Origin of the sequence: Pseudomonas viridiflava, from assembly GCF_001642795.1 — a bacterium.
GTDB lineage: Bacteria > Pseudomonadota > Gammaproteobacteria > Pseudomonadales > Pseudomonadaceae > Aquipseudomonas > Aquipseudomonas viridiflava.
In genome coordinates this window covers 131,956-143,917 of the sequence record NZ_LKEH01000021.1, presented here as the reverse complement: position 1 = coordinate 143,917, position 11,962 = coordinate 131,956, and the positions used below count along the sequence as shown (strand labels likewise).

The following is an 11,962-nucleotide window of genomic DNA, read 5'->3' as shown; positions in this document are numbered from 1 at the left end:
CAGGAAAATCGCGTCATCGTTCATCGCCGGCAAGCCGCCTCCCACAAAAACGTGTTCATCCAGCAGATTACAGGTTGTTTGATAAGAGGCGATCTGCCGGGAGTCGGCAGCAAAAACCTGCACGCGCGGTGTGTCAGATGCAATCTGGAGCCGCTACGCAGCCCATCGCTGCAGTCGTAACTTCTGAGAGCTGCAAAAGCAGGTGTGCGTGCATTTCACGGTATTGGCTAAAGCGGCAGCGCCATGTAGAACTGTGTGCCCTGCCCTGGACGCGAATAAACGCCCATTCGCCCGCCATGCAGCTGGACGATCTCCTTGCACAACGCCAGTCCGAGTCCTGCTCCGCCTTTCTTGCGTCCAACCTGCACGAAGGGCTCGAAGATCCTCGCCTGTTGACCGTAGGCAATGCCTTCGCCGTTGTCTTCCACGCTGATGACAGCGCGTTCGCCATGACGTTTGGCCTGCAGGCGGATCAGGCCGTTTTCCGGGGTATGACGCAGGGCGTTGTCGAGCAGGTTGTCCAGTACCCGCTCCAGCTGGGCCTGGTCGGCATGCAGGCGCGGGAGGGTTTCGTGAATGTCCAGCATCAGGACGATGCCCTGCTCCTGAGCCTGTTCTTCGAAGCGCGCCTTGGCCTCCTCCAGTAGCGCTTCGATGGAGCAAGGCGCCAGCTTGAGCTTCTGCAGGCCATTCTGATAACGCGAAAAATTCAGCAGGTCGTTGATGAGCTGCATCAGGCGCTGCATTTCTTCGGTGACTGTATTGAGCAGGTCCCCTTCGCGGGATTCTGGCGCAAAATGCAGCCTCTCCTGCAGCAGACCAAACGCCATGTGCATGCCCGTGACCGGCGTGCGCAGTTCGTGCGAAGCGCGCAGCACGAACTCGCTGCGCACGCGCTCGAAAGCTCGTTGCTCGGTGACGTCGTGCAAGACCATCACCGCGCCAAGGATGTGTCCTTTGGTGTGGCTTACCGGCGTCATGCTGTAAGTAAGAAGGCGCGATTCACTGTCGATCTCGATGGCGAGGTCTTCCGGGGCGCGCTCCAGACTGCCGCCACGCAGAATCAGGTGCAGCTGCTCGTCCAGCTCGGGATGGCCCAACGCTTCGCCGAGCCCTTGTCCAAGTCGACTCTCGTCCCAGCCAAGCTGACGCTGCGCTACAGGGTTCAAGTGCTCAAGGCGACCCTGTCGGTCGATCATCAGCAGGCCGTCGTCGATGCTGTCCAGCACCGCTTGCAAGCGTTGCTGGCCTGCCAGCAGTTCATCGACATTCGTCGCCTGATGCTGGCGCAGCGCCTCGGCCATGATGCCGAAGCGTCGGGTCAGCAGATTCATTTCAGCCGCTGAAGAGATAGGCAGCGTGACTTCATAGTTGCCCTGCCCGATGCGGTCGGCGGCCTTGGCCAGCGCTTCGATGGGCGCACCGAAACGGCGGGCAATGCCGTGTGCCGTTACAAAACCGATGCACAGCACAGCCAGCCCAACCAGTCCCAGAAGGCCTGCGATCCACAATGCCCGCTCTCGAGAGCTGATCTCGGCGTTGCTGATGCTTTCCAGTGCCTGCCGATGTATGTCCAGCAAGCCGTTGCGCAGTTTGTCGAAGCTTTCGCTGAGTTCAGGGTTGCCGCGTATGCCGCGCGGGTCGTCGCCCAGGCGTTTCCAGTCGTCGATGAAGCGCTGATAGTCGTCTCGAGTCTTTTCGAACGCCCCCATGACCGTCAGCCGGTTGTCACTGGCAGCGTTCTGATCCAGCAGATCCTTGAACGCTTCCTGGACTTTCTCCAGTTCCGCCTCGTTATGCCGTGAGCCGGTCATTAATACCAACTGGTCGCCGAGGTTTTGCCGCAGTTTCAATCCGGTATCGAGAATGGCGAAGTTGTGCTGGATCAGCGATTCCTGGGTTCTGGCCATCTGCATGACGCTGACCAGGCCCAGTAAAAGACCCAGCAATGCCACGGTGATAAGGGCTGAAATACTCAGGAACAGTCGAGTGCGCAACTTCATTGCCAGTTTCATATGCGCTCAATCACAGGTTGTACTGTTTGCGTTTTCGATAAAGCGTCGAGGCATCGATACCCAATGTCTTCGCTGCTTGATCGAGTGTGTCGCTGGTCGCCAGAACGGCCCCGATGTGGGCTTTTTCCAGCTCGTCCAGGCTCAACGCAGCACCGACGCGAGGCGCGTTGTTGGCCGGTTGTTCCGCCATGCCCAGGTGGCTGATTTCCACCCGCTCCTGCGGACAGATGATGCTGGCCCGTTCGATGACGTTGCGCAGCTCGCGGATGTTGCCCGGCCAGCGATAATTGAGCAGTGCCGCACGCGCCTCTTCGCTGAAGCCGCGGGCCGGACGCGCGTATTCCTTGACGAAGCGGGCCAGAAAACGGTCCGCCAGGGTCAGGATATCTTCGCTGCGCTCGCGCAAGGCAGGCAGGTTCAGGGTGATCACGTTCAGGCGATAGAGCAGGTCTTCGCGGAAACGGCCACTGCGCACCATGTCTTCCAGATTCAGGTTGGTGGCGGCAAGGATGCGTACATCTGCACGCCGGGTGACCGGGTCGCCGACGCGCTCGTATTCCTTGTCCTGAATGAAACGCAGCAACTTGGGTTGCAATGTCAGCGGAAAATCGCCGATCTCGTCGAGAAACAGGGTGCCGCCATCCGCCTGGTTAACACGACCCAGCGTGCTTTCGCTGGCGCCGGTAAAGGCTCCGCGGCTGTGACCGAACAGTTCGCTTTCCATCAGCTCTGCAGTTAGCGACGGGCAGTTGATGGTCACGCAGGATTTCTTGGCCCGCTTGCTCCAGCCGTGAATCGCGCGCGCCAGCTCACCCTTACCGGTGCCCGACTCGCCGAGGATCAGAATGTTGGCATCGGTCACGGCCACCTGACGGGCTGTTTCCAGAATCGCCATCATCGACGGGCTGTGGGAATCCAGACCGTCCTTGGGTTTACGAATCTCCCCTTCCAGTGCTTCCAGGCGAGCCGACAACTGCCTGACTTCCAGCTGCTTGGCAGTCGCCAGTCGCAGCTGGTCAGGGCTGCAGGGTTTGACCAGGTAATCGGCCGCGCCGGCCTGAATGGCATCAACCGCTGTGTCCACCGCCGAATGAGCGGTCACGATGACCACGCGCATCCATGGTGCCTGAACCCGCATCTGTGCCAGCACATCCAGGCCATTGTCTTCGCCCAGGCGTAAATCGAGAAAGCACAGGTCGAATACCTGGCGTTGCATCAATGTGTCCGCCTGCGCTGCGCTGTTGGCAGTGGCGACACTGTAGCCTTCGTCTTCCAGACAGTACCGGAAAGTGCGGAGGATGGCGGACTCATCGTCCACAAGCAGAATACGGCCCTGATTCTCAGTGGCTGCTTCCATTTTTCCTACGCTCCTTAGTGAATTGTCTTGGTTAGTCTCGGAATCATCGGGCAAGTTGCATGGTCAATTCTGATTGATTCTGCGGCATGCATGCTAGCGATCTGTTCATCTAATGACGAACAGACCGATTAATCCGTGTTTATGTCGCTAAAACCGTCTGTTCAAAGACGAAACGCCAACCTCAGAAGGAGAACGCCATGCACTCACTGAAAAAGATCGCGTTGATCACCGCGACCGCTGCGGTGTTGGGCAGCAGTCCATTGCTCGCGCAGACTCAAGGCGATCTGCCCACCCAGTTGGCTGAAGCGCGTCAGGAAGGTTCGATCTGGACCGCTTTCGCGTTGAACAAACATCTGAGCCCTTTCAAGATCGATGTGGATGTCGAGCAAGGCACCGCGACGCTCAAAGGCAAGGTAGAAAACGAAGTCGACCGCGAACTGGCTGAGCGTATTGCGCTGGACATCAAAGGTATCGACAAGGTCGATAACCAGCTTGAGACCGACGCAGCCCTCGCCAGTGAGCCCGGCACCAAAGCCAATATGGCTCAGCGCTTTGAAGACGCCACACTGGTGGCGACTGTGAAGTCCAAGCTGCTGTGGAGCAGCGTGACCGAGGCACTGAACATTGATGTGGACAGCAAGGATGGCGTGGTCACGCTCAAGGGTCGCGCTCAAAGCCCGGAAGCCAAGGAGCTTGCAGGCAGCCTCGCCAGCAACACGGATGGCGTGGTCAGCGTCAATAACCTCATCAGCCTGAGTGCGGCGGACTCCATCGCTGCCAAGACCCAGCCGCAGAACCTCAACCCTGTCGAGCAACTCAGCGACGCCTGGGTCACCAGCAAAGTGAAATCCAGCCTGATCTACAGCCGCAACCTCGACGGTCTGAACATCAAGGTCGATACCAAGGAGGGGCTGGTGACGCTTAACGGTGTGGTGGCCAACTTCGCCGAAAAGGAACTGGCGGTCGAGATTGCACGCAACATTCGGGGCGTGAAGGGCGTAAATGCCGACGCCTTGAAAGTCATGGCCCGCAGCGCAGGTTGATAATCGGCGGCGCAGCGTCGCTGCGCTTCGTGCAGAACGCACGATTGCAAAGGTGCAATCGTGCAGCTTGCTCGCAGGTCCTCTTTTAAAGATCTTTCAAGCCGTTGATTTTATTGAGTTTATTTGGCATCTGAAAACTGGCATGCAGTCTGCAATATCCCTTTCAACGAAGGCCGGTACATGCGGCCCATACGATTGATCGAATGCCCCAGGGGGCGGAGGGAGTTTGCGGATGAACGGCCAGCGTATCGCACAGTTGCGTATCTCCCCTCTGCACGTACAGCAAGGTCTGTTTCTGCTTCTCGCCCTGCTCGTCACCCTGATCGCCATTCAGCAGTTCCAGCGTTGGTCTCAAGCCAACGAAGCGACTGAAACCAGACAGCAAATCATTCACAGCAGCGTCTCGTATCGGAGCGTCAGCGCTCCAGCGGCCCAGAACACTGCATTGAGCCTGCGCCCTGTAGAGGGTGTCATCTCTTCGAATGACGTAGCGCCGCAGCAAAAATGGGTCTTCTGATCCGACTTGAAATGACTGCATCCAATACATTCAAACAGCTGTAAAAAAAGGAGTATCACCATGTTGAGTTGGGCTATCACGTTTCTGATCATCGCCATTGTCGCTGCAGTACTTGGCTTCGGTGGTATCGCCGGTACAGCTACAGGCATCGCCAAGATCCTGTTCGTTGTCTTCCTGGTGATGTTCGTTGTTTCGTTCTTCTTCGGTCGTCGCGGTCGAGGCTAACGATGCATACGTCGCTCCGTGCGCTGGCTGCCGCCCTGTTGATGGGCGGCAGTGCTGTAGTGATTGCCGCCAATGATGGTCAGGCGCGTGTAAACGAGTTGCTGTCTTCAGCGCCCGAATACCGCCAGACCTGGGCGAAGGTTGTGAAGAAGGAAGAGCGACTGCCCGACTGGGTGATCAATCTTTCTGGCACTTCCGAGCAGATGACGGCAGTGACCGAGGATGGTGATCCGTATCTGGTGGGTCCGCTTTGCGAGACCGCCGATACGTGCAAAAGCAAGCGCCTGATCGTGGCTTTCAGTCTCGACAAGGAAGATGCCTACGCAATGCTGGTTGAAGTGCCCGCCGGTCTGCCTGCGGACAAGTCGCCAACGCGCCATGCCACCTACCGGTACTTGGGCAAGCCCGACGAGGGCATGCAGCAACTGCTCAACGAGCAATTGCGCAAGGATCCGAACTGGTATTGATCCAGAGAGGAAGAGCTTGATGGCTCTTCCTTATTGCGCGACCTGAGGAAGGTACGCGCATGACCAGGGGGCCGGGTTGTGTTGATTGAAATGATCGGCGCGACCTAGGGGTACAGGGAGTACCTCCGTTGAGGGCCGGGTCAGGCAAGCTGCCGCACAGTGGAAGGTTCCATGCATCGACTTCGTCGGTCGGGAACCGCCCCGCTCGTGCGGCGCTTTACGTTTTTCCTGTTTAGTTCAATTCTGGTCAACCGTATATCTATTAAATCCTGTAACAACATCGTTCCAACCCCGCAAAACACCCCTTCCGATTGTTCGACCCTCTTTACAACGAAGACGACGTTTTAGCCACCTTTGCGCCGAATAGCGGCATCCGCCATGTCGTAAATCAATCCTTTTTGTCGTTTTTGTATGCCGATTGTGCATGAGGTAGTCGTTTACGGCATTAGACGTGGATCCATGTGGTGGGAATAGTTGCGACTTTTTTCGCCTGCTACAGAGCCGGGATGCTCGACTGCGGTGACCTTCTGTGGACAGCCCAAAGGTATCCGCCCCTTGAAAAGGCTGTGGAAAAAGCCCTTTTCAGCGTGTCGGTTTTGGAGTTGCCCAAGCCACTTTCAACAAGGGTAATAATATGAAGAAGGCAAAGCTGAGTCTGGCCTGGCAGATATTGATCGGTCTGGCGCTGGGTATCGCTGTTGGCGCACTGCTCAATCACTTCGGCGCCGAAAAGGCCTGGTGGATCACCAATATCCTGCAACCAGCGGGTGACATTTTCATTCGCCTGATCAAGATGATCGTCATCCCTATCGTTGTCGCCTCGCTTGTCGTGGGCATTGCAGGCGTAGGCGATGCCAAGAAGCTGGGACGTATCGGCCTCAAGACCATCATCTATTTCGAAGTGGTCACGACTATCGCAATTCTGGTCGGTCTGGTCCTGGCCAACGTGTTCCACCCTGGCACCGGCATCGACATGAGCACGCTGGGTACGGTCGATATCTCCAAATATCAGCAGACCACCGCCGAGGTTCAGCACGATCACGCGTTCATCGCGACGATCCTCAACCTGATTCCATCCAACATCTTCGCCGCCATGGCGCGTGGCGAGATGCTGCCGATCATCTTCTTCTCGGTGCTGTTCGGTCTGGGTCTTTCCAGCCTGCAGGCTGATGTGCGTGATCCGTTGGTCAAAATGTTCCAGGGCGTGTCGGAGACCATGTTCAAGGTTACCCACATGATCATGAACTACGCACCGATCGGCGTTTTCGCACTGATCGCCGTGACCGTCGCCAACTTCGGTTTTGCTTCGCTGCTGCCGCTGGCCAAGCTGGTGATTCTGGTTTACGTGGCCATCGCCTTCTTCGCTTTTGTGGTACTTGGCCTGATCGCCCGCGCCTTCGGCTTCTCGGTCATCAAACTGATGCGCATCTTCAAGGACGAGCTGATCCTGGCCTACTCCACCGCAAGCTCCGAGACCGTATTGCCACGCGTCATCCAGAAGATGGAAGCCTATGGCGCGCCGAAAGCGATCTGCAGCTTTGTGGTGCCGACCGGTTATTCCTTCAACCTCGACGGCTCGACGCTGTACCAGAGCATCGCGGCGCTCTTCATTGCACAGCTTTACGGCATTGATCTTTCGATTGGCGCGCAACTGATGCTGGTCCTGACCCTGATGGTGACCTCCAAAGGCATTGCTGGCGTTCCTGGCGTGTCCTTCGTGGTGCTGCTGGCCACACTGGGCAGCGCGGGTATTCCGCTGGAAGGCCTGGCGTTCATCGCCGGTGTCGACCGCATCATGGACATGGCACGCACCGCCCTGAACGTGATCGGCAACGCCCTGGCCGTACTGGTCATCTCTCGCTGGGAAGGCATGTACGACGACGCCAAGGGCCAGGCCTACTGGGACTCCCTGCCGCACTGGCGCAGCAAGGAACCGGTCCCGCTGGGCAGCCCTGCTGCTGAGTAATCGCTAATGGCAAACACAAAACCCCGGATTTCCGGGGTTTTGTGTTTCTACCGATGTTGAAAGGCATGATGATCGTTCCACTCCGAGTGGTAACGCCGCTCAGGGCACTCCGCGTCCGCTCTGGAAGGTGACGCAGAGCGCTCAGCGTAGTGCACAGGTCTTGCTGCAATCTACGGACTGTGGGAGGCGGCTTGCCGGCGATGGCGTCAGTTCAGTCAACGACCTGTCGCTTCAGAAAATGAATCGCCGGCAAGCCGCCTCCCACGGGTCCGCATTCAGTCAGACGCTTCCGTTGTTGGCCCCGTTTTCGCGTCTTCCAGACTATTGTATGACGATGAACGTCGAACATCGGCGCCTGACTACGACGCGCAGCGCCATGGATACAGGCCGCCGATTTCCCTCCAGCCCACCCCGCCGTTATCATCCCCCGCATCTTGTGAAGGACTTATCCGATGCTCAATGGCCTGTGGCTTGGTTTTTTTGTCGTGGCGGCGATTTCCGCGATGGCGCAGTGGCTGGTTGGCGGCAATGCGGGCATCTTTGCGGCGATGGTCGAAAGCATCTTCGCCATGGCCAAGCTGTCGGTCGAGGTCATGGTGCTGTTGTTCGGCACCCTCACCCTCTGGCTCGGCTTTCTGCGCATTGCCGAGAAGGCCGGGATCGTCGACTGGCTGGCCAAGGTGCTCGGACCGCTGTTTCTGCGGCTGATGCCCGAAGTGCCGCCCGGCCATCCTGCGCTGGGTCTGATTACCCTCAACTTCGCTGCCAACGCACTCGGGCTGGATAACGCCGCCACGCCCATCGGGCTCAAGGCCATGCGCTCCCTGCAGGAGCTCAACCCCAGCAAGGACACCGCCAGCAACGCGCAGATTCTGTTTCTGGTATTGAACGCCTCGTCCCTGACCCTGCTGCCGGTGACGATCTTCATGTACCGCGCCCAGCAAGGGGCTGCGGACCCTACGTTGGTCTTCCTGCCAATCCTGCTGGCCACCAGCGCCTCGACGGTTGTGGGGCTGCTGTCGGTTGCATTCATGCAGCGTCTGCGGCTGTGGGACCCGGTCGTGCTGGCCTATCTGATTCCCGGCGCGCTGCTGCTCGGCGGTTTCATGGCCTTTCTGGCGACCCTTTCAGCGGCGGCACTGGCGGGTCTGTCGTCCATTCTCGGTAACCTCACGCTGTTTGGCCTGATCATGATGTTTCTGATCGTCGGCTCACTGCGCAAGGTGCAGGTGTACGAGGCGTTTGTCGAAGGTGCGAAGGAAGGCTTCGACGTCGCCAAGAGCCTGCTGCCCTATCTGGTGGCCATGCTGTGTGCCGTCGGGGTGTTGCGTGCCTCAGGTGCGCTGGACTTTGGCCTGGAAGGCATCAGGCACATGGTCGAGTGGCTGGGCTGGGACACCCGCTTCGTCGATGCGCTGCCGACGGCGATGGTCAAGCCGTTCTCCGGCAGTGCTGCACGGGCCTTGCTGATCGAGACCATGCAGACCCAGGGTGTGGACAGTTTCGCCGCGCTGGCTGCCGCAACGATTCAGGGCAGCACCGAAACCACGTTCTACGTGCTGGCGGTGTACTTCGGTGCAGTCGGCATTCAGCGCGCCCGCCACGCCGTGGGGTGTGCGCTGTTTGCCGAGTTCGCGGGTGTAGTGGCGGCTATCTTCGTCTGCTACTGGTTCTTCGGCGCCACCGCCACCTGAAGGATTATTGGGCGGGCGTCTCGGGCGCCGCTTCAGTGGCGGGCGCCTCCTGCTTGGACTGAGCAGGCGCGGATTTTTCAGGTGTCGATTCCGGTGTCGTCTCTTCGCCGGTATCGCCCCCCGGCTTGAGTTTGATGATTCTGCCGGTCGGGCGTTTGACGGCAGGCTCATTACCCTCGGTGACGTTGAAGCGCAGCACACCGATCATCTGTCCGTCTTCAGTCAGCACCCTCACCTGCCAGCGCCCGACCACGTCCTGCGGGAAATTCTGTTTGTGGGTCCAGGCGCGGTAGCCTTCCTTGCGTCCGCCATGGATGTCCAGGGCGATCCGGTCCATCTCCTTACCGTCATGTCGCCACACGTGATAGATGCGCTCCTCAAGGCCCCGTGGCGCGTTGATCGCGGTGTACGCATACAGGCCGCTCGCGCGCAGCTGACTGGCGCTGATCTGGCGGATGCTGTCGCCCGGTGTACGGTTCTTGTCGTCGAAGTCCGGGCTGACGGCCACTTCGGTCAGCCACAGGGTCGCAGGCGGTACCCAGGAACGCAGCAGCCAGCCCGCGCCGCCCGCCACTACAATCATCGTGATGACCATCAGCGCGTTGCGCCAGTTGGTCAGCGGGAAGCTCGACGCCAGGCTTGGAAACGAAAGCAGCATCGCGACACCCAGCGCCAGCTTGTAACTCTCGGCGGTGGTCAGGTGCACAATGATCGGCAGCGCGGTGAGCAGCGCCGCGAACAGGGTCAGCGTGTGCAGGGCCATAAACAGCCAGCGGCGTGGCGCGAGCCATTTGTAATACAGCGGATCAATGATCGAGATCAGCCCTGCAGCGCCCAACAGCGCCGTGAACACGGCCTGGCCGCTGTTCCAGGTGGTGGTGATGAAAAAGAATGGCAGGACGAAGAACAGGCTTTCCTGGTGAATCATCTGCGTGCCGTAACGCAGCAGCCCCTGGGGAATCTCTCGCCCGATGGCCTTATTGAGCATCCCGACCATGGTGTTTTCGACCATCAGCCACAGCCAGCTGATCAGCATGACCACCGCGATCCAGGTGGCCAGACCTTCCTGACGATCCACCAGAATGAAGCTGGCAATACCGGAGGCGAAACCAAAAGCCGCAATAAGCCCCGGATAGCGTTGCATCAGGTCGAGCACGGGTGTCACAAAGCGGTTCAGGTCAGGCATCTGGGCAGTTCACTCGGTTCAAAACGATCAAAAACCCGCGCAGCATAACAACGCAGCGCGGGTCCCTGTGCGAAGAGGTGCAATGCACCGGTTCGGCTCTTATTTACGCCGCGCCCGCCAGCGCCACAGCGCCAGCAGGACCACGATCAGGCCCAGCAATGCAGCAATCACCCAGTACAGGCCGTCATAGCTGAGCAGCGGTTTTTCGATACGCATGTAGCCCGGCTGAGCCAACAACTGGCGCATCGCCCGGTTGGCGGTTTCCAGGCTCACGGCCTTGATGCGTTTGGCCGGATCGACAAAGCGTCCGTCCTCGTAATCGTTGATCGCGCCCCAATAGTAATCGGCCAGTGCGCTGTTGCCTTGAACGGCCCATGCCTGACGCGCAATCGCAGCTTCCTGCAGACGTGCAAAGGTTTCGGGCTGCATGCCGTCCTTCTGCAGACGCTCGACCAGCGCGCGCATTTCCCGCTCGGCCTCATCGGCGTCTTCGCGTTCCACATCGGCATTCAGACTCAGAAAGCCAACATCGCCGAATACTTCGCGCTCGGCGGAAGGGCCGTAGGACAGGCCATGCTTGAGGCGTAGCTCGGTGTAGAGCGACCAGTCCAGGTAGGCCTTGACCAGATCCCAGGTCTCATCGTGCTGATCGTCGAGTTCGGGTTCGGTGTAGAACAGATGCAGTCTGGCGTTATCTCCCAGCCCGCCGCGCTCCAGCTCGCGTCGTGGCTCGGCAGAGCCGTTGCTCTCGGCCAGTGGTGGATGATCGATGGGATCGGTCGGGGCCAGCTTGCCGTAGGTGCGTTCAAGATAGGCTGGCAGCAGCTTGTCGAGATCGCCGACCACGATCAGGGTCATGTTGTTAGGGGCATACCAGCTGGAAAAAACCTCTTCGATATGTTCCAGCGCAATGTTGTCCACTTCAGGACGTTCAGCGCATTTGAGCCCCATTTCTATCGCCAGTTGGCTACTGGCGCCGTGGCTTGAGCCGCGATTATCAAGCAGGCGCTGCAAATGGGAAAAGTGCCCCCCGTCCTCACGCTCGACAATGCGCTTCACATTGTCGAGCCGGTCCTGAGTGAGCTCGGTCTTTGTCATGACGTCCAGCAACAGGTCCAGCACCTTGCGCTGATTACGGGCGGGCGCTTCGAGCACGAAGGTGGTATCGGTGTTGCTGGTGAAGGCATTCCACTCGCCACCCAACGCCTGCATGCGCTCTTCCAGACCGCCTTCTCCGGTGTCGTCGATGCCGCTGAACAGCAGGTGTTCCAGCAGGTGCGGCAGTTCCTTGTCCTGGCACTGAAAATCATCGAAGCCGATGCCTACCACCAGGCGGATGGCAACGTGGCCTTTTTCGTAACCTGGTTTCAGAAGAACTTGCAGACCATTGGGCAGCAGATAGCCCTCGACCTTGAAGCGGTCAAGGGCAAACGAAGGGAGTGTGACGAGAAACAGACAAGCGAACAGCAGGCAACGCATAACGCAGCTTTCC

At 58.9% G+C, this 11,962-nt stretch carries 11 protein-coding genes; 7 read left to right on the top strand and 4 right to left on the bottom strand.

The genetic code is table 11. From position 1 onward, the window contains the following. Positions 1-180: hypothetical protein (locus tag AO065_RS27395; RefSeq protein ID WP_238381509.1), on the top strand; the 180-nt coding region annotated here is incomplete at its 5' end. Between the two features lie 47 nt (positions 181-227). Here the strand turns inward: AO065_RS27395 and AO065_RS08745 are convergent. Both AO065_RS08745 and algB read right to left on the bottom strand, forming a co-directional pair. Next, a complete protein-coding gene (locus tag AO065_RS08745) occupies positions 228-2,015 on the bottom strand; it encodes a KinB sensor domain-containing domain (protein WP_004887654.1) in 1,788 nt (595 codons plus the stop codon). Between the two features lie 10 nt (positions 2,016-2,025). Continuing rightward, positions 2,026-3,372 carry a sigma-54-dependent response regulator transcription factor AlgB gene (gene algB / locus AO065_RS08740; RefSeq protein WP_004887656.1) on the bottom strand — a complete coding sequence of 449 codons (1,347 nt, stop codon included), beginning with the start codon at positions 3,370-3,372 and terminating at the stop codon, positions 2,026-2,028. Positions 3,373-3,569: 197 nt separating this feature from the next. On the opposite strand from algB, the gene AO065_RS08735 reads away from it, so the two are divergent. The 6 genes from AO065_RS08735 (at position 3,570) to AO065_RS08710 (ending at position 9,284) form a co-directional block, all read left to right on the top strand. Further along, positions 3,570-4,415, top strand: coding sequence for a BON domain-containing protein (locus tag AO065_RS08735; protein WP_004887658.1), 846 nt, complete (start codon positions 3,570-3,572; stop codon positions 4,413-4,415). A gap of 232 nt (positions 4,416-4,647) precedes the next feature. Next, on the top strand, positions 4,648-4,932 hold the full coding sequence (locus AO065_RS08730; RefSeq protein WP_004887660.1) for a hypothetical protein: 285 nt from the start codon (positions 4,648-4,650) through the stop codon (positions 4,930-4,932). Positions 4,933-4,992: 60 nt separating this feature from the next. Continuing rightward, positions 4,993-5,157, top strand: a complete 165-nt coding sequence (locus AO065_RS08725; RefSeq protein ID WP_002555679.1) for a DUF1328 domain-containing protein — start codon at positions 4,993-4,995, stop codon at positions 5,155-5,157. 2 nt (positions 5,158-5,159) lie between these two features. Continuing rightward, a complete protein-coding gene (locus AO065_RS08720; RefSeq protein WP_004887662.1) occupies positions 5,160-5,624 on the top strand; it encodes an inhibitor of vertebrate lysozyme family protein in 465 nt (154 codons plus the stop codon). A 634-nt stretch (positions 5,625-6,258) separates the two neighbouring features. Beyond that, positions 6,259-7,590 carry a glutamate/aspartate:proton symporter GltP gene (gene gltP, locus AO065_RS08715; RefSeq protein ID WP_004887664.1) on the top strand — a complete coding sequence of 444 codons (1,332 nt, stop codon included), beginning with the start codon at positions 6,259-6,261 and terminating at the stop codon, positions 7,588-7,590. Between the two features lie 452 nt (positions 7,591-8,042). After that, positions 8,043-9,284: a nucleoside recognition domain-containing protein gene (locus tag AO065_RS08710; protein WP_004887666.1), complete on the top strand. Its 1,242-nt coding sequence runs from the start codon at positions 8,043-8,045 to the stop codon at positions 9,282-9,284. Positions 9,285-9,288: 4 nt separating this feature from the next. On the opposite strand, the gene AO065_RS08705 is transcribed toward AO065_RS08710, so the two are convergent. Then, positions 9,289-10,470, bottom strand: a complete 1,182-nt coding sequence (locus AO065_RS08705; RefSeq protein ID WP_004887667.1) for a DUF5924 family protein — start codon at positions 10,468-10,470, stop codon at positions 9,289-9,291. A 99-nt stretch (positions 10,471-10,569) separates the two neighbouring features. Next, the gene (locus tag AO065_RS08700) at positions 10,570-11,949 is read right to left on the bottom strand and encodes a M16 family metallopeptidase (protein ID WP_004887669.1); all 1,380 of its coding nucleotides are present in this window, start codon (positions 11,947-11,949) and stop codon (positions 10,570-10,572) included. Positions 11,950-11,962: the final 13 nt, after the last annotated feature.